The 16,807-nt window shown below is 75.3% G+C and carries 15 protein-coding genes; 7 read left to right on the top strand and 8 right to left on the bottom strand.

Annotated elements, in window-relative coordinates; genetic code table 11:
• Positions 1 to 14: 14 nt before the first annotated feature.
• Complete coding sequence (locus BUE45_RS25000) at positions 15 to 2,288, bottom strand: LLM class flavin-dependent oxidoreductase (RefSeq protein WP_073382479.1); 2,274 nt, start codon at positions 2,286 to 2,288, stop codon at positions 15 to 17.
• 127 nt (positions 2,289 to 2,415) lie between these two features.
• Between BUE45_RS25000 and BUE45_RS24995 the strand changes: the two genes are divergently transcribed.
• Together BUE45_RS24995 and BUE45_RS24990 are read left to right on the top strand one after the other, a co-directional pair.
• On the top strand, positions 2,416 to 2,976 hold the full coding sequence (locus BUE45_RS24995; RefSeq protein WP_073382477.1) for a MarR family winged helix-turn-helix transcriptional regulator: 561 nt from the start codon (positions 2,416 to 2,418) through the stop codon (positions 2,974 to 2,976).
• 104 nt (positions 2,977 to 3,080) lie between these two features.
• On the top strand, positions 3,081 to 4,829 hold the full coding sequence (locus BUE45_RS24990; RefSeq protein ID WP_073382474.1) for a helix-hairpin-helix domain-containing protein: 1,749 nt from the start codon (positions 3,081 to 3,083) through the stop codon (positions 4,827 to 4,829).
• A gap of 147 nt (positions 4,830 to 4,976) precedes the next feature.
• Here the strand turns inward: BUE45_RS24990 and BUE45_RS24985 are convergent, their stop codons facing one another.
• Positions 4,977 to 5,465 carry a glutathione peroxidase gene (locus tag BUE45_RS24985; RefSeq protein WP_073382472.1) on the bottom strand — a complete coding sequence of 163 codons (489 nt, stop codon included), beginning with the start codon at positions 5,463 to 5,465 and terminating at the stop codon, positions 4,977 to 4,979.
• Positions 5,466 to 6,182: 717 nt separating this feature from the next.
• Here BUE45_RS24985 and BUE45_RS24980 point away from each other — a divergent pair.
• Together BUE45_RS24980 and BUE45_RS24975 are read left to right on the top strand one after the other, a co-directional pair.
• Positions 6,183 to 6,629, top strand: coding sequence for a MerR family transcriptional regulator (locus tag BUE45_RS24980; RefSeq protein WP_143173471.1), 447 nt, complete (start codon positions 6,183 to 6,185; stop codon positions 6,627 to 6,629).
• A complete protein-coding gene (locus tag BUE45_RS24975; protein WP_073382469.1) occupies positions 6,607 to 7,587 on the top strand; it encodes an aldo/keto reductase in 981 nt (326 codons plus the stop codon). Before BUE45_RS24980 ends, BUE45_RS24975 begins: the two co-directional genes overlap by 23 nt.
• 6 nt (positions 7,588 to 7,593) lie before the next feature.
• Here BUE45_RS24975 and BUE45_RS24970 read toward each other — a convergent pair whose 3' ends face one another.
• A complete protein-coding gene (locus BUE45_RS24970; RefSeq protein WP_073382467.1) occupies positions 7,594 to 8,217 on the bottom strand; it encodes a TetR/AcrR family transcriptional regulator in 624 nt (207 codons plus the stop codon).
• A gap of 62 nt (positions 8,218 to 8,279) precedes the next feature.
• Here BUE45_RS24970 and BUE45_RS24965 point away from each other — a divergent pair, with 62 nt between their 5' ends.
• Positions 8,280 to 9,632, top strand: coding sequence for a serine hydrolase domain-containing protein (locus tag BUE45_RS24965; protein ID WP_073382464.1), 1,353 nt, complete (start codon positions 8,280 to 8,282; stop codon positions 9,630 to 9,632).
• 9 nt (positions 9,633 to 9,641) lie between these two features.
• On the opposite strand, the gene BUE45_RS24960 is transcribed toward BUE45_RS24965, so the two are convergent.
• The 5 genes from BUE45_RS24960 to BUE45_RS24940 all read right to left on the bottom strand — a co-directional run bounded on the left by BUE45_RS24960 (position 9,642) and on the right by BUE45_RS24940 (position 14,151).
• Positions 9,642 to 10,403: an SDR family NAD(P)-dependent oxidoreductase gene (locus BUE45_RS24960; protein WP_073382461.1), complete on the bottom strand. Its 762-nt coding sequence runs from the start codon at positions 10,401 to 10,403 to the stop codon at positions 9,642 to 9,644.
• A 76-nt stretch (positions 10,404 to 10,479) separates the two neighbouring features.
• Entirely contained in the window at positions 10,480 to 11,244 is a 765-nt protein-coding gene (fabI, locus tag BUE45_RS24955; protein ID WP_073382459.1) for an enoyl-ACP reductase FabI, read from the bottom strand.
• A 59-nt stretch (positions 11,245 to 11,303) separates the two neighbouring features.
• On the bottom strand, positions 11,304 to 12,008 hold the full coding sequence (locus BUE45_RS24950; protein ID WP_073382456.1) for a beta-ketoacyl-ACP reductase: 705 nt from the start codon (positions 12,006 to 12,008) through the stop codon (positions 11,304 to 11,306).
• A 206-nt stretch (positions 12,009 to 12,214) separates the two neighbouring features.
• Positions 12,215 to 12,874 (bottom strand): response regulator, encoded by a 660-nt coding sequence (locus tag BUE45_RS24945; RefSeq protein ID WP_073382453.1) that lies wholly within the window; start codon positions 12,872 to 12,874, stop codon positions 12,215 to 12,217.
• Positions 12,871 to 14,151 (bottom strand): sensor histidine kinase, encoded by a 1,281-nt coding sequence (locus BUE45_RS24940; RefSeq protein ID WP_073382451.1) that lies wholly within the window; start codon positions 14,149 to 14,151, stop codon positions 12,871 to 12,873. The genes BUE45_RS24945 and BUE45_RS24940 overlap by 4 nt, the downstream gene beginning before the upstream one ends.
• Positions 14,152 to 14,511: 360 nt before the next feature.
• On the opposite strand from BUE45_RS24940, the gene BUE45_RS24935 reads away from it, so the two are divergent.
• Together BUE45_RS24935 and BUE45_RS24930 are read left to right on the top strand one after the other, a co-directional pair.
• The gene (locus BUE45_RS24935; RefSeq protein ID WP_073382448.1) at positions 14,512 to 15,279 is read left to right on the top strand and encodes an ABC transporter ATP-binding protein; all 768 of its coding nucleotides are present in this window, start codon (positions 14,512 to 14,514) and stop codon (positions 15,277 to 15,279) included.
• A 4-nt stretch (positions 15,280 to 15,283) separates the two neighbouring features.
• A partial coding sequence (locus BUE45_RS24930; protein WP_143173470.1) for an FtsX-like permease family protein occupies positions 15,284 to 16,807 on the top strand: 1,524 nt, incomplete at its 3' end.

Here is a 16,807-nt window from a genome sequence, read left to right as displayed (position 1 = left end):
CGGACCCGGGCCGGTCAGCCCCCGGCCGGCTCGATCGGGAAGTTCTGGTCGAACACCCGGTGCGGGTCGTACTCCGCCTTGATCCGGCGCAGCCGGGACAGGGTGGGCTCGGGGAACGCCAGGGACAGCACCTCGGGCCCGGTACGGGTGTCGAAGCTCAGGTACATGCCGTCGATCGCGTCCCCGAGCCCCGCCCAGTGCTCGTCGAGGCGGGCGGCGGTGCGCGGGGAGGCCAGCGCCGCCACGGACTGGGTCTGGTGGCGGTGCGCGTAGGCGGTGGCGTCCGCGGGGACGTCGTTGACGGCCCCGCCCACCTGGCGCAGCTGCATGAAGTAGGTCGCCCCGGAGGCGAGCATGCCCGCCAGCGTCCGCGCGGTGTCCTCCGAGATCCCGGTGACCAGCCCGGAGCGGCTCGCCGGGACGCCGGCGCCCCGGTGGGGCGCGTCGTCGTGCGGCAGGATCGCCGGGTAGGGCGCCAGCTGCGCGCTCTGGTCCAGGACGGGCCCCGCCTTGAGGAAGGGCTCCAGCGCGGTGACGGCCGCGTCGGTGTCGTCGCCGGCGTAGACCACCGTCGCCCGGGCGACGGGACCGGAGTCGCCCCGGCCGGGCCCGGTGAGCAGGAACGCCGTGACCTCGCGGGGCGCGGCCTCGGTGATCTCGCCCCACGTCCGCAGGAACGCGGCGGCGTTGGTGGCGTCGTAGGCGAACTGCGCGACGACGACGTCGCCGACCGGGGCCGCGACGGCCTCCACCGACGTGAGCACCCCGAAGTTGGCCCCGGCGCCGCGCACGGCCCAGAACAGGTCGGGGTTCTCGTCGGCGGCGGCCCGCAGGACGCGGCCGTCGGCGGTGACGACCTCCATCGCGGTGACGTGGTCGATGGCCAGGCCGTGGGCGCGGCCCAGGTAGCCGATGCCCCCGGTGGTGGCGATGCCGCCCACGCCGACGCCGCCGTAGTCGCCCGAGCTGACGGCCAGCCCGTGGCGGTTGAGCACGGTGGCGACCTCGCCCCAGCGGGCCCCGGCGCCCAGACGCACCCGGCGGGCGGCGGGGTCGGTGACCTCCACCCGGTTCATCCGGGACAGGTCCACGACGACGCCGCCGTCGTTGGTGGAGCGGCCGCTGATGCCGTGGCCGCCGCTGCGCACGTTGAGCGGGACGTCCTGGTCGAGGGCGTATCCCAGGGCCTCGGCGACCTGCTCGGCGTTCTCCGGGCGCAGTACGAGGCCGGGCCTGCCGTTCTGCATGTATCCGTGGCGGAACCGCGTGTAGGAGCGGTCGCCGGGTTCGACGGCGCGGTCGCGCAGGTTCTCCGGGACGGCGTCGTAGTCGATGTCCGGGCGCCGGGCGGCCAGCGCGGCGGCGGGCCGGCCCGGTCCGGTGTCGGTCCCCGCCGAGGCGCGCTCCTTCTCGACGGCCTCGCGCAGGGCCGGGGCGACCTCGGCGCCGAACCCCTGGATCGTGCGCGGGTCGTCCGCGGCGAGGACGAACGTGCTGAACCCGTGCTCCAGGACCAGCGGCAGCAGGTCGTCGACCCACTGCTCGGCGGGGCCCTGGAGGAAGCCGCGCCCCGCGGGGAGCAGGGCGCCGCCCGTCAGGTTGAGCATGCGGCGGACCTGGCGCGGGTCGCGGCCGGCCTCCCGCGCGGCCTCGTCGATGACGCGGTTGGCGGCGGGCATGTCCGCGACGTCGAGGTAGCCGAGGCTGGGCAGCCAGCCGTCGGCCTTGGCGCCGGTGAGGCGGAGCATGCGGGGCTTGTAGGCGCCCAGGTCGATGGAGATGTCGTGGGCGGGCGCGGGTCCGCGCTTCATGCCCGAGACGGCGTGGTGCACGCCGTCGAGGCGGACTCCTCCGCGTGCGTCGGTGTCCCAGACCGCGCGGATGATGTCGAGGGCCTCGGAGAGGGCGTCCACGCTCTGGCCGGGGGTCAGCCGGGGCCCGCCCATGGCGGCGATGCCGTCCCAGAAGGCGCCGGCGCCCAGGCCGAGTTCGAAGCGCCCGTTCGAGAGCAGGTCCAGCGAGGCCGCCTGGCGGGCGATCATGGCCGGTCCGCGCAGCGGCAGGTTGAGGACGTTGCCGGAGACCGAGATGCGGCTGGTCCGGGCGGCGACCCAGGTCAGCAGGGTCCAGGTGTCGAGGAAGCCCGGGTTGTAGGGGTGGTCCTGGTAGGTGGCCAGGTCCAGCCCCGCGGCCTCGGTGAGCTCGGCCAGGGCGACGGCGCGCTCGGGGTCGCCGGCCGTGGGCGTGATGAAGGTGCCGAACCGGAGCGGGTGCCCGTAGTCGGACATGGTGCTGGGTCTCCTCGGAGGGACGCCGGAGGTCCGCGGCCCGGACATCCGTGAAGTAGTTTGTGCAGCAAACGATGTTCTCAGCAACTCATCGTACGGCAAACCTATTCCTGGTAGCCTCGGGGGTATGACGACACCGAGTTCCGAGGGCGCGCGGGGGCGTGCCGACGGTCCGGCGCCCGACCTGGGCTGGTCGCTGGCGGTGGTGCTCCAGCGCTGGCACGAGCGGGTGGAGGAGCTGCTGTCCGACGTCCCGCACGGCAGCCGCGGCTACCACGTGCTCGTCGCCTGCGCCGACGCCGAGGCCCCCACCCAGGCCGCGCTCGCCGAGCGCCTGCTCATCGACCGCAGCGTGATGACCTACCTGCTCGACGACCTGGAGGCCGCCGACCTGGTGCGCCGCCGGGTGGACGAGGGCGACCGCCGGGTGCGGCGGGTGTGCGTCACCGGCCACGGCCGCGAGGTCCTGGCCGACCTCTCCGCGCGGGTGGCCCACGTGGAGGAGCGGGTCCTGGCCGGGCTGGACGAGGGCGCCCGCGCCCTGTTCTCCGACGCCGCCCGCACCGCCGCGGTCGCCATCCAGGAGGCCTCGCCCGAGCTGGACCCCTGCGTCGCGGTGCGCACCGTGGTCGGCGAGGCCCCGGCCGCGCGCCGGACCCCGCGCCGCCGCCCCCGCGCCCGCTCCTGACCGCTCCCCGTCCCCGGGCGCCGCGGGGCCGCCCCGGGCGTCGTCACCTCTCGATAGGCTCCTGGGGAACCGCGAGAGCACGAGATCGAGGGGGACCGGCCCAGGTGTCCGAGGCAGTCGAACAGGTCAGCGCCGTCCTACAGGGCATGGAGGCACCGCCCGCCCTGGCACCGCGGCTCGTGGCCGCGCTGGGGCCCGGTGCCGCGGCCGGGCTGGCCGCCGACCCGTGGCTGCTGCTGCGCCTGCCGCAGGTCACCGTGGAGCAGGCCGACCACTGCGCCCGCCGCGCCCTGGGCGAGGGCGCGCACCCCGAGGACCCGCGCCGCCTGGCGGCGCTGACCGCGCACGTGCTGCGCACCGCCGCCGCGCGCGGGCACACCGCGGTGGAGGAGAAGAGGCTGGCCTCGCTGGTGGGCCGGATGGGCGTGCAGGCCCCGGCCCGCGCCCTGGAGGCGGCCGTGGCCGCGGGGGCCTCCGCCGTGTTCGAGAGCACCGACGACTCCGACGACGACTTCGACTTCGAGGAGGGCGGGGTCCCGGACCTGCCCGACCCCGAGCGGTTCCACGCCCTGCCCGACCTCGGCGAGGCCGAGCAGCGGCTGGGCGGGCACCTGGTGCGGCTCATCTCCGCCAACGACCCGGTCATGGACTCGGCCACCGCCTCCGAGACCGTCGACGCCGCCTGCGACAGGGGCGGGTTCACCGTCTCGGAGCACACCCGGGCGGCCCTGGTCACGGTCGCCCTGCGCCCGGTGACGGTGCTCTGGCACGGCCCCGGCGACGCCGCGGAGACCGCGCGCGCCCTGCTGTGCCTGGCCGCGATCGGCGAGGACAGCGACGTGGGGCTCACCGTGGTGGCGCCCACCGCGCAGACGGCCGCCGCCGTCACCGCCGACCTCGCCGCGGCGGTCGGGGGCGACCCCGGGGTGCGCGCGCTCTCCCTGGCCGCCGCGCTGCGGGAGGGGCCGATCCCCTCGGGCCTGGTGGTGCTGTGCGAGTCGATGGCGGTGGGCACGGCCGACGCCGCCGCCCTGGCCGCCGCCTGCGCCGACGGGGCGCACCTGGTGCTGCTGGCCGACCCCCGGCAGGCCCCCTCGGCCACGCCCGGCCGGGTCGCCGAGGACATCGTCCGCTCCCGCACCGCCCACACCGCCGAGATCGCCTCCCCCGAACAGGAGGGCGGGGCCGCGGACCCGCTCGCCGTCCTGGCGCTGGCCGTGTCCGAGGGAGAAGTCCCCGAGGTGGACGCCCCGGGCCGCGAGGTGGTGCGCGTCCCGGCCTCCTCGGCCGAGGAGGCGGCCCACCGCGTCGTGCAGCTGGTGACCGACTCCATCCCGCGCGCGCTGGGCATCCCCGCCGGGGACGTGCGCGTGGTCGCCGCCCGCGAGGACGGTCCCGCCGGGGCCCGCGCGCTCAACGCCGCCTGCAAGGAGCGGCTCAACCCCGGTCCGGGCGCCCTGGGCGGGTTCGACCCCGGTGACGCGGTGCTGCTGGTCGCCGCCGGGGACGGGTACGGCCCGGGCGACACCGGCGTGCTGCGCGGCCCCGTCGAGGGCGGCGCGGAGGTGGAGCTGGCCGGCGGGGCGAGGGTCACCGTCGCCGACCCGTCGGCGCTGCGCCGGGGATGGGCGCTCACCGTGGGCGCCGCGCACGGCGGTCGCTGGCCCGCCGTGGTGGGCGTGTTCCCGCCCGACGTCCCGGTGTCCCGGCCGCGGGCCTACACCGTGCTGACCCGCGCCACCCGGCACGTGTCCCTGGTGGACGCCACCGGCGGCGGCCTGGAGACCGGGGTGCGCGAGACCCTGGCCCCCGACCGCGTCACCCGGCTCGTCGCCCTGCTGCGCGAGGGCTGAGGGGGCGTCGGCGCCGGTACGCCGGACCTCCGTCCTGCGCTCCGCCGCGCGGGGGCCGCACCGGTCGTCGGCCGCGCGGGGGCGTCGCCGGGGAGCGGCTCGCCCCCACGGCCGCCGCTCCCCGCGTATCCCGCCGTCCCTCCCGGGTCAGCCCCGGGGGAGGTGCTCCTCGATGAGGGAGACGATCGCCGGGTCGTCGGGCACGGTCGCGGGCCGGAAGCGGTGCACCCCGCCGTCCGGCAGGACCAGGAACTTCTCGAAGTTCCACTTGACGTTGCCCGCGTTGCCCTCGGCGTCCGGGGTACGGGTCAGCTCCGTGTAGAGCGGGTGCCTGCTGCGGCCGTTGACCTTGGCCTTGCTCATCATCGGGAACGTGACGCCCCAGGTCATCGAGCAGTACTCGGCGATCTTGTCGTCTCCGCCGAACTCCTGGAGGAACTGGTTGCTGGGGAAGCCCAATACCGTGAACCCGCGGTCCCCGTAGGTCTTCTGCAACGCCTCCAGCGCCTCGTACTGGGGGGTGAGCCCGCAGCGGGACGCCACGTTCACCACCAGGCGGACCCTGCCCGACCACTCCCCGAACGTCGTCTCGCGCCCGTCGATCAGCTTCACCGGGATCGCGTCCAGCTCCGTCATGCCGCCACTCCTCGCCACCGTGCCCGTACACCGGACTCCAGAGTGCCAGACCCCGCGCGGCGTGCTCTCACCGGTCTCTCACCCGGACGGCGTAGCGTGCCGCACGGCGACGGGCATGACAGGAGCGGTCGACGGCGTACCCGTCCGGGCGGGCCGCGCCGAACTACGGCGGCCTGGAGCCGGACGAGGACGCCCGCGGGGTGGGCCGCGAGGCGTGTCGACCCCTCCCCCACCGGGTTCGCCCCGCTGCGGTACCTACCGGCCGAGACCCGGATCCCGGGCCGGGGGTGGGACGGTGGTGGAGCAGGCGGTCGGTGTCGTAGTACAGGCTCCGGACGGCGTGGCCGCCGTCCCCGGCGCAGGGGTCGCGGCCCATGCGCGCACCCGGTTCGGCGCGCACGTCGGCCGGCCGGGAGCGCGGCACCAGGTATTCGAGCTCGTAGCGGTCGAAGGCGTGCAGCCTGCTCGGAGCCCGGAGGCGGTCGGCCGCCGGGCTCGTGTCGGTCGGCACGGTCGGTGCCCCCTCTCACCAGATTCGGCGACGACTCGCAGAACGGAACACGACGGGCCGGGGACCTTCCCGGGAGTTCCCTGGGAGTCCGCTGGGAACGGCGGCGCCCGCCCCGGTGGGAGAGGGGGATGCGGGCCCGAGTCGGAATCGGGTGAGAGGAGTCCCGGCGCGCGTCATTTGACCTCCAGCGCACTGGAGGTCGCAGGATGGACGGCATGACGGAGATCCTGCTCCCGGACGTCGACGCGGAGATCCCTCCCGAGGGGGTGCCCATCGGGCGCGCCGCCGAGATCTTCGGGATCGGCGTCCGGACACTGCGCTACTACGAGGACGAGGGCCTGCTCCTGGATCCGGCCCCGCGCGACTCCGGGCACCGGCGGCGGTACCGCCGCTCGGACCTGACCTGGATCGCGGGGCTGCTGATGCTGCGCCAGACCGGGATGCCGATCGCGCGGATCCGCGTGATGGCGGAGCTGAGCCGCCGCGCGGGCACCGAGGCCGAGCGGTTGGAGCTGCTGGAGCGGCACCGGGAGCACGTCATCGAGGAGATGGAGCGCACCAGGCGCCACCTCCGGGCCATCGACCACAAGATCGCCGCGTACCGGGAGGTCGTGGCGCACAGGGGGGACCATGAGGACGACGGAGCTGGGTGACGGGCTGAAGGTGTCGGCCCTCGGGCTGGGCGCCATGGGGATGAGCGCGTTCTACGGGCCGGGCGACGAGAAGGAGTCCGTCGCGACGCTGCGGCACGCGGTGGACATCGGCGTCACGTTCATCGACACCGCCGAGGCCTACGGGCCCTTCGAGAACGAGAAGCTGATCGCCCGCGCCCTGGGGCACCGCCGGTCGGAGGTCGTGCTGGCCACCAAGGCCTCCGCGGAGACCGACGACGACGGCACCGTGCACGGCCGCAACGGCACGCCCGCCTACATCCGGCGCGCATGCGAGCGGTCGCTGCGGCACCTGGGCACCGACGTGATCGACCTGTACTACCTCCACCGGGTCGACCCGAAGGTGCCGATCGAGGAGTCGGTCGGGGCCATGGCGGAGCTGGTGCGCGAGGGCAAGGTGCTGCACATCGGGCTGTCGGAGGCGGCGGCCGACACGATCCGGCGGGCGCACGCGGTGCATCCGCTGGCCGCGGTGCAGTCGGAGTTCTCGCTGTTCGCCCCGGACGTGCTGCACAACGGGGAGAAGGCGGTGACGGACGAGTTGGAGATCGGGTTCGTGGCGTTCTCCCCGCTGGGGCGGGGCACGCTGACCGACGGGGTGCGCAGCCTGGACGACCTGGCGCCGGACGACGCGCGGCGCGGGCTGCCCCGGTTCCGGCCGGACGCGTTCGCCGCCAACCGGCGCCTGGCGGAGCGGGTGGAGGAGATCGCCCGCGAGAAGGGGGCCACGCTCGCCCAGGTGGCGCTGGCATGGGTGGCGGCGCACGGGGCGGTGCCCATCCCGGGGACCCGGCGGGCCTCCCGGCTGGACGAGAACGCGGCGGCCGCGGACCTGGTGCTGTCGGCGCAGGACGTGCGGCGGCTGGCCGAGGCGGTCCCGGCCGCGGAGGTCAGCGGGGGCCGCGGAGAGCCAGAGGTCCCGGCGGGCACCGACCGCTGACACCCGTCAGCGGCGGTACTGGCCGCACGCGCCGGTGAAGACCGCGCCGACCTCGGCGCGCAGGACCTCCAGGGCGCGGTCCCGCTCTTCGGGGTCGCGGTACAGGGCCGTGGCCAGGCCCTCGGTGGCGGCGGCCAGGCGGACGGCGGCCAGGGCGGGGTCGGTGGCGGGGTCGACCTCCCCGCACTCGAACCCGTTGGCGACCGCGCGGGCGACCTCGTCCCGCAGCGCGGCGGAGGCCCGGGCGTCCACCCCGGCCAGCCGGGGGTTCTCCAGGGCCCGCCCGGCGAAGGTGCGCGTGACGCGGAACTCGGCGCGGCGGCGCGCGTCCAGGGGCAGGTGCTCGGCCAGGGCGGCGCCGAGGATGGCGGCGATGGACCGCTCGTGGCGGGCGCCCTCGTCGACGAGTCCGGCGACGCGGGCGGCGACGGCGGCGCCGACGCGCTCGAAGGCGTGCAGGAGCATGTCGTCCTTGGCCGGGAAGTAGTGCTGGACGAGGCCGACGGACATGCCCGCGCGGTCGGCGGTGCGGGCGACGGTGACCGCGGCCAGGCCGTCCGCGGCGATGAGGTCGTACACGGCGTCGGCGATCTGGGCGCGGCGCCGGTCGTGGTCTGCGGTTCGTGGCACGGGTTGACCGTATCAGCATATGGTTATAACAATATGCGCATACGGTTATCGAAAGGACCCCGATGCGCCTCCCCCTCGCCCTGCTTCTCGCCCTGTCCCCGGCCCCGCCCGCCGAGGCCCCGGACACCGGTGCCATGGACGCCCATGCCGCGGCGCACGCGGCGGCGGTCGGCGTCCCCGGACTGGCCTACGCCGTGGTCGGCCCCGACGGCGTCGAGCACGCCTTCCGCACCGGGGTGGACGGTGCCGGGGAGCCGGTGGACGCCGACACCGCCTTCCTGTGGGGATCGGTGGCCAAGCCGGTCGCCGCCACCGCCGCCGTCGTCCTGGCACGGCAGGGGCGGCTCGACCTCGACGCACCGGTGGGCGACCACCTGCCCGCGTTCTCCGGGCGCGACGTGACCGTGCGCGACCTGATGACGCACACCTCCGGCATCCCCGAGCGCGCCGCGTTCGCCGTGACCGACCGGTACGGGCCCGACGCGCCGGACCTCGACGCGCGGGTGCGGCACCTGGCCGGCGTCCGGGCCGCCGAGCCCGGCGGGCACGAGTACTCCAGCGCCAACCACGTGCTGCTGGGGGCGGTGGTCGAGGAGGTCACCGGGGACCTGGAGGGCCACCTGCGCACGGCCGTCCTGGAGCCCGCCGGGATGGACGACGCGTTCACCGGGGCCGAGGGGGCCCGTGCCGCCGGGCTCACCCCCGGGCACCGGTACCTGTGGGGGTTCCCCGTCGCCGACGCCGACGGGGTGGACGACGGGGGCGCCGCCTACGGCTACCTCGGCGGGACCCTGAACGACCTCGCCGCCTTCGCCCGCCTGCAACTGGACCCCGACCCGCCGCTGCTGGACGCCGAGGCCCTGGCCGGGATGCGGGAGGGCGCCGTCCCGGTGCCCGGCTCCCCGCAGAGGTACGGCCTGAGCTGGCGGCGGACCACCCTGTCCGGCACGGGCGAGCCCGTGGTGTTCCACGGCGGCGCCACCCCCGGGCACGCCGCGATGCTGGTGCTGCTGCCCGGGCGCGAGCGCGCCGTGGTGGTCCTCCAGAACGCCTACGCGGTCGCCGCCGACGACGGGATCCAGGGGGTCGCCTTCGACCTGGCCCGGATGTCGGCGGGGGGCGCCGTCCCGGAGCCCTCCCCCGCCTGGATCCCCCCGGCCGCGGCATGGGGCGCGACGGCCCTGGCCGCGGGGCTGGGCGCGGCGGCGCTGCGCCCGGGCCGGGGCCGGACCGTCCTCGGAGCGGCCGGGGGGATCACCGCCGTCGCGGCCGCGGGACTGCTCGCCTACGCCGGGCCGCGCAGCACGCTGCTGTGGTTCCCCGACCTCGCCGCGGCGGCGGTGGCCGCCGGGCTGCTCGGCGCGGTCCTGGCCGTACGCGGCCTGGCGCCCCTCGTCCGGCGCCGCGGCCGGTGAGGGAGGGGCTCAGACGCGGTCGAGGAAGCCGCCGTCCACCACGAGGTTCTGGCCGGTGACGAAGGACGCCGCCGGTGAGGCCAGGAAGGCGACGGCCCGGGCCACCTCCTCGGGGCGGCCCAGCCGCCCGAAGGGGATGCGGGCCCGGATGCCCTCGTAGAACTCGGGGTCGTTCTCCCGGCGCCGGGCCCAGCCGCCGCCGGGGAACTCGGTCGGCCCCGGCGAGACGGTGTTGACCCGGATCCCCCTCGGCGCCCAGGCGTGCGCCAGGGAGGAGGCGTGGTGGTTGAGCGCCGCCTTGACCGCCCCGTAGGCGCGGGCGCCGGCGGGCGGGGTGACGTGCAGCGCGGAGGTGGTGGAGATCAGCACCGCGGCCCCGCCCCGGGAGGAGGCCTCCAGGTGGGGTTCGGCCGCCTCGGTGAGGCGCAGGAACGGCACCAGGTCGGTGTCGACGGCGCGCTCCCACTGGTCCGGGGTGGGCGCGCCGCCGCCGGAGACGTTGGAGACCAGGACGTCCAGGCCGCCCAGGGCGGCGACGGCGTCCGCCACGAAGCCGGGCAGCGCCTCGTGGTCGCGGACGTCCAGCGGGCGGGCGAACACCCGGGCGCCCCCGGCGCTCAGCTCACCCGCCGCCTCGGCCAGGGCGACCCCGTCGCGGGCGCACAGCGCCAGGCCGGCGCCCTCCTGCGCGAACACCCCGGCGATGGCCCGGCCGATCCCCCGGCTGGCCCCCGTCACCAAGACCCTGGCGCCCGACAGTCCCAGATCCATGCCCGCGTCCCTCCCGCTGCAACGAGTGCGGCCGGCCCCCGGGACGGGGACCGACCGCGTCAACCTAGCAGGGCCCTCAGGCGCCGGTGGAGTGGAACCCGCCGTCGACGTGGACGACCTCGCCGGTGGTGGCCGGGAACCAGTCCGACAGCAGGGCCACGACGGCCTTGGCCGCGGGCTCGGGGTCGCTGACGTCCCAGCCCAGCGGGGCGCGCTCGGGCCAGTGCTTGGCCAGCTCCCCGAAGCCGGGGATGCTCCGGGCGGCCATGGTGCTCAGCGGGCCGGCCGAGACCAGGTTCACCCGGATGCCCTGGTCGCCGACGTAGCGGGCCAGGTAGCGGGCGGTGGAGGTGAGCGCGGACTTGGCCACGCCCATCCAGTCGTAGATCGGGTAGGAGACGCTGTTGTCGAAGTCCAGCGCCACCACCGAGCCGCCGTTCTTCATGAGCGGGGTCAGCGAGGTGGTCAGCGACTTCAGCGAGAACGTCGAGGTGTGCATGGCGGTGGCCACGTCCGACCACTGCGTGTTGAGGAAGTTGCCGCCCAGGGCGTCCTGCGGGGTGAACCCGATGGAGTGGACGATGCCGTCCAGGCCGTCGACGTGCTCCCCCACGCGCGCCGCCAGGGTGCCCAGCTGCTCGTCGTCGGTGACGTCCAGCTCCAGGACCGGGGGCGGCTCGGGCAGGCGCTTGGCGATGCGCTCCACCAAGCTCAGGCGGCCGTAGCCGGTGAGGACGACCGTGGCGCCCTGCTCCTGTGCCAGGCGGGCGACGTGGAAGGCGATGGAGGAGTCGGTGAGCACCCCGGTGACGAGGATGCGCTTACCTTCGAGAAGTCCCATGGTGTCGGGTTGTCCGTCCTGTGTCTGCTCTGCTCTGGTGTGCGGTGGGCCGGGTCGGCTCAGTGGCCCATGCCCATGCCGCCGTCGACGGGGATGACGGCGCCGCTGATGTAGGCGCCGCCGGGGCCGGCGAGGAAGGCCACCGTGCGGGCGATGTCCTCCGTGGTGCCGTAGCGGCCCAGGGGGATGTTCTTCTTGATCTCGGCCTGGCGGTCCTCGGTCAGCGCGGCCGTCATGTCGGTCTCGATGAACCCGGGGGCGACCACGTTGACCGTGATGTTGCGCGATCCCAGCTCGCGGGCGAGGGAGCGGCCGAAGCCGACCAGCCCGGCCTTGGAGGCGGCGTAGTTGGCCTGGCCGCCGGAGCCGAGCAGGCCGACCACCGAGGAGATGAGGACGATGCGGCCCGAGCGCTTGCGCATCATGCCGCGCACGGCCCGCTTGGCGACGCGGAAGGCGCCGGTGAGGTTGGTGTCGAGCACCGACGAGAAGTCGTCCTCGCTCATGAGGGCGAGCAGCTGGTCCTTGGTGATCCCGGCGTTGGCGACGAGGACCTCGACCGGTCCCTGCGCCTCCTCGACCTCCTTGAAGGCGGCGTCGACCTGGGCGGAGTCCGTGATGTCGCAACGCACCCCGAGGAAGCCCTCCGGGGTCTCGCCGGACCGGTGGGCCACGGCCACGCTGTCACCGCCGGCGGCCAGTTCACGGGCGATGGCCAGGCCGATACCGCGGTTGCCGCCGGTGACCAGTACCGAGCGGGACATAGAAGGCTCCTGTTCTACCCGCGGCCGTCCATGGGCGGCCACGGCACGTGACGGGTTCGGGGATCGCAATGCAGCGTACCGAGACCGCGGGGGGGCGCCGCAATGCGGCCGGGTACAGGACTCCTCCCCGGCTTCCTGTGGGGTTCCGACATGCGCGGAGCCGCACGGGTGAGCGGGGTCACCCGGAGGCGGTCCGCCCCCGCGCCTCAGGCCCAGCCGGCGTCGTGGGCGAGGATGGCGGCCTGCACCCGGTTGGACATGCCGAGCTTGGCGAGGATCCGGCTGACGTGCGCCTTGACGGTGGCCTCGCGCATGCCCAGGGCGCGGCCCGCCTCGGCGTTGGACATGCCCTGCGCGACGGCCACCAGGACCGCGCGCTCGCGCTCGCTGAGCGCCTCCAGGCGCCGTTCCGCGGCGGCCCGGCCCTCGGCGGAGTCGGCCGGCGCCGGGGCGGCGAAGCGCTCCAGCATGCGCTTGGTGACGCTGGGCGAGAGCATGGCGTTGCCCTCGTGGACGGTGCGCACCGCGGCGATGAGGTCGCGCGGCGGGGTGTCCTTGAGCAGGAAGCCCACGGCCCCGGCGCGCAGCGCGCCGTGCACGTACTCGTCCAGGTCGAAGGTGGTCAGCAGCACCACGCGCGGCGCGTGGGGCAGGGCGGCCAGGCGGCCGGCGGCGGTCAGGCCGTCCACGCCGGGCATGCGGATGTCGAGCAGGACCACGTCGGGGGCGAGCTCCTCGGCGAGGCGGACCGCCTCGGCGCCGTCGCCGCCCTCCCCCACCACCTCGATGTCGGGTGCGGAGTCCAGGATCATCCGCAGCCCCGACCGGACCAGTTGTTCGTCGTCGATCAGGACGGTACGGATCACGGGGCGGCCTCCTCGTCGCCGGCGGGTGTGTCGGTCGGCACCCTAGCGCGCAGCCGCCACCCCCCGTCCGGGCACACACCGGCGCTGAGGTCCCCGCCCGCCAGGACGACGCGTTCGCGCAGGCCGGTGAGGCCGAACCCGCTGCGCGGCGCCGGCGCCGGGGCCGCGGCCCCGGCGGGGGCGGGGGCGGGGCCGTTGGCGACCTCCACCTCCAGGCGCCCCGGCGCGTGGTGCAGCAGCACGCTCACGCGGGCCCCCTGGGCGTGCTTGGCGGCGTTGGTGAGGCCCTCCTGGACGATGCGGTACACGGTGCGCTGCACGGGCCCGGGCACGGGGCCGGCTCCCCCGGTGTCGGTGCGCTCGATCTCCATCCCGGCGGTGCGCCACTCCCGGACCAGGCGGTCCAGGTCGGACAGCACCGGCTGGGGGGCGGTGGGCGCGGCCTCGCCCTCCTCGCGGAGCACGCCGAGGATGCCGCGCAGCTCCGCCAGGGCCTCGCGTCCGGTGGTGCGGATGAGCCCGGCGGTCTCGATGGTGCGCGAGTCCTCGGAGGAGACCTCCAGGCCCCCGGCGTGCAGGACCATGAGGCTGACCCGGTGGGCGACCACGTCGTGCATCTCCCGGGCGATGCGGGTGCGCTCGGCGGTGATGGCGTTGTCGGCGAGCAGGTGCTGTTCGCGTTCGAGGCGCTCGGCGCGCTCGTGGAGGCGGTCGATGAGCTGGCGGCGGGTGCCGACCCACAGCCCCATGACCGTGGGGGTGATGAGGAAGCCGATGATCAGGAAGAAGTGGCCCAGGAAGGGCATGTCGTAGGCCGCGGCCATGCCCAGGCTCAGCGCCACCAGCCACGCGGTCAGGACGCGCCGGTCGGAGAAGTACACCGCGTAGGAGTACAGGGCGACGGCCGCCGGGACGAAGTTGCCGAACAGCAGCAGCAGGACGAGCGCGGTGGCCAGCAGCCACCGGGGGTCGGTGCGGCGCAGCAGGACCACGGCGGCGGCCCACAGCGCGGGGGCGGCGTAGATCACGAACGCGGCGAGGACGGCCGCGAAGGCGTTCACCGAGGCCATCGCGCTCACGCCCAGTACGGGCACCGGCCCCAGCAGTCCGACGCCCGCCGAGGCGCCGGCGGAGATCTGGAGCATGCCGCTGAAGGGCAGCGGCCCCAGGGCGTAGAACCAGTCGGCGAAGTCGAGCCTGCGCTCCCACCACCACCGGCCGTTGCGCCGCCCCAGGGAGCCCAGCGCCCTCCCCGACTCCTTCACCCAGGTCCACATGGTGCGGAGTCTACGGCGGGGCGGCCGCGGGCCCGGCGGGGGCGGCGACACGGCGCCCGGTTCGCCCCGCCCCTGTACCTTTCGTTGCCCTCGCAGGTCGGAGCGGGTGCGAGGGGGCCTCGGGCGCCCGCCGCCGCCGGCCGACCCCCGACGAAAGTCGAGGGGGCGTCCTGACGAAGGAGTCGCCGGGCCCCCGCGCCTCCTTCCTTTGGACGAGGTCGCGAACCGTCCTCCAGGCCGAGGACCGGGGCGTTCCCCGGACCTAGCGTTGAGGGCACCGGTGGCGCGGTGGGACGGAACGGGTCCCGGACCGCGGCACCGGCGCCATCGTCCCCGCACCATCGTCTGGAGCCGTCTCCCGTGAACGCATCCGCTGTCGACCCCCACTCCCCGGTCGCCCCGCCCCCGGTGGTGGTGGCCCGCGACCTGACCAAGGTCTACGACACCGGGGAGACCAGGGTCCACGCCCTCGACGGAGTGGACGTGGAGTTCCACCGCGGTGCGTTCACCGCGATCATGGGCCCCTCCGGCTCGGGCAAGTCGACCCTCATGCACTGCCTGGCCGGGCTGGACGTGCCCACGTCCGGGAGCGTCCACCTGGGCCGCACGCAGATCACCGGCCTGCGCGACGCCGAGCTGACCCTGCTGCGCCGCGACCGCATCGGGTTCATCTTCCAGTCGTTCAACCTGCTGCCGATGCTCACCGCCGAGCAGAACATCCTGCTGCCCTCCCAGATCGCCAAGCGCCGGGTGGACAAGGAGCGGTTCGACCGCATCATCGACGTGGTCGGCCTGCGCGAGCGGCTGCGCCACCTGCCCGCCAAGCTCTCCGGCGGCCAGCAGCAGCGCGTGGCCGTCGCGCGCGCCCTGCTCAACGCGCCCGAGGTGGTCTACGCCGACGAGCCCACCGGCAACCTGGACTCCCGCTCGGGCACCGAGGTGCTGGAGTTCCTGCGTTCCTCCGCCAAGGAGCTGCACCAGACCATCGTGATGGTCACCCACGACCCGGTCGCCGCCTCCTACGCCGACCGCGTGGTGTTCCTGCGCGACGGCCGACTGGTGGACGAGGTGACGGAGCCCACCGCCGAGCTGGTCTCCCAGCGGCTGCTCAAGCTGGAAGAGGCCTGATCCGATGCTGCGCACCACACTGGCCGGGCTGCGCCTGCACAAGTCCCGGTACGTCACGACCGTGCTGGCGATCATGCTCGGCGTCATGTTCACCACCGGCACCATGGTCTTCGCCGACACCCTCAAGGCCGGGTACGAGAAGACCGTCATGGGCGCCGCCACCTCGGTCGACGCCGTCGCCGTCGAGGGCGAGCGCGAGCCCGAGGACCCCGGGGACCCCTGGGAGACGGTCCCGCTGACCGACGAGCACCTGGAGCAGGTCCGGGCGCTGCCGCAGGTGTCCGCCGCCGACGGCATGGCCCGCGGCGAGGCCGTCCTGCTGGACGGCGACGGGCGCGCCTTCGGCTTCTTCCCGCCCAAGGCCCTGTCCTTCGGCGAGCACAGCCGGTTCTCCGCCGCGGAGGGCTCCCTGCCCGCCGACGGCGGTGAGATCGCGCTGGCCACCTCGACCGCCGAACAGCTCGGCTTCGCCGTCGGCGACCGGGTGACCGTCCTGGACCGCGACCAGGAGAAGCGCGAGTTCACGCTCACCGGCCTGGTGGACTTCGGGGCGGAGCCGATCTACAGCCAGGCCGGGGCGATCGTGTTCGACCCCGCCACCCTGCGCGAGATGACCGGGGTCCGGGGCTACGCCGAGATCGACGCGCTCGCCGCCCAGGGGTACACCGACGAGCAGGTCGCCGACGCCGTCTCCGAGGCGGTCGGGTCCGGGTTCGAGGTCCGGACCGGCGAGCGGTTCGGCCTGGACATGGCCGAGGGCTCCGGCGCCGACACCGAGATGCTGCGGGTCGTGCTGCTGCTGTTCGCGTTCATCGCGATGTTCGTGGCCGGGATCGTCATCTACAACACCTTCGCCATCCTCATCGCCCAGCGCCAGCGCGAACTGGCCCTGCTGCGGTGCGTGGGCGCCAAGCGCTCCCAGGTGTTCCGGTCGATGCTGGCCGAGTCCCTGGTGGTGGGCGTGGTCTCGTCCGTCCTGGGCGTGCTGGCGGGCATCGGCATCGGCATGGCGGGGGCGGCCCTGGGCGGCCCGGCGCTGGGCATGGGCGCCGCCGACCTGGCCGTCACCCCCGCGGCCGTGGCCACCGGCCTGGTGCTGGGCACCGTCGTGACCGTGTTCTCCGCGCTGGTCCCCGCCACCCGGGCGACCCGGGTGTCCCCCCTTGCGGCGCTGCGCACCAGCGCCACCGCCGCGGGGCTGGAGAAGGGCACCGGGTGGGTGCGCGTGGTCCTGGGCCTGCTCGCCTTCGCCGTGTCCGCCGCCCTGGTGGCGGTCAGCCGGTTCTCCGGCACCGGCACGACGGGGCCGGTGATCGTCACCGGCGCCGCGCTGGTCGCGTTCCTGGGCGTGGTGGTCCTGGGCCCGCTGCTGGTGCGCGGGATCGTGGGCGCGGTGGGCCTGCCGCTGCGCCGGGTGGGCGTGCCGAGCATGCTCGCCGTGGACAACTCCGTGCGCAGCCCGCGCCGGGCGGCCACCGCGATGATCGCCCTGACCGTGGGCGCCACGCTCATCACCGGGTACTCGGTG

Source organism: Nocardiopsis flavescens (genome assembly GCF_900141985.1).
Classification (GTDB): domain Bacteria; phylum Actinomycetota; class Actinomycetes; order Streptosporangiales; family Streptosporangiaceae; genus Nocardiopsis; species Nocardiopsis flavescens.
This window is presented reverse-complemented; position numbering and strand designations above follow the sequence as displayed.

Excerpts from the sequence above, each read along its gene's own strand:
- BUE45_RS24980 (WP_143173471.1), top strand. The coding sequence starts at position 6,183 with ATGGACGGCATGACGGAGATCCTGCTCCCGGACGTCGACGCGGAGATC.
- BUE45_RS24940 (WP_073382451.1), bottom strand. The coding sequence starts at position 14,151 with ATGTGGACCTGGGTGAAGGAGTCGGGGAGGGCGCTGGGCTCCCTGGGG.
- BUE45_RS24975 (WP_073382469.1), top strand. The coding sequence starts at position 6,607 with ATGAGGACGACGGAGCTGGGTGACGGGCTGAAGGTGTCGGCCCTCGGG.
- BUE45_RS24985 (WP_073382472.1), bottom strand. The coding sequence starts at position 5,465 with ATGACGGAGCTGGACGCGATCCCGGTGAAGCTGATCGACGGGCGCGAG.
- fabI (WP_073382459.1), bottom strand. The coding sequence starts at position 11,244 with ATGGGACTTCTCGAAGGTAAGCGCATCCTCGTCACCGGGGTGCTCACC.
- BUE45_RS25000 (WP_073382479.1), bottom strand. The coding sequence starts at position 2,288 with ATGTCCGACTACGGGCACCCGCTCCGGTTCGGCACCTTCATCACGCCC.
- BUE45_RS24965 (WP_073382464.1), top strand. The coding sequence starts at position 8,280 with ATGCGCCTCCCCCTCGCCCTGCTTCTCGCCCTGTCCCCGGCCCCGCCC.
- BUE45_RS24960 (WP_073382461.1), bottom strand. The coding sequence starts at position 10,403 with ATGGATCTGGGACTGTCGGGCGCCAGGGTCTTGGTGACGGGGGCCAGC.
- BUE45_RS24995 (WP_073382477.1), top strand. The coding sequence starts at position 2,416 with ATGACGACACCGAGTTCCGAGGGCGCGCGGGGGCGTGCCGACGGTCCG.
- BUE45_RS24950 (WP_073382456.1), bottom strand. The coding sequence starts at position 12,008 with ATGTCCCGCTCGGTACTGGTCACCGGCGGCAACCGCGGTATCGGCCTG.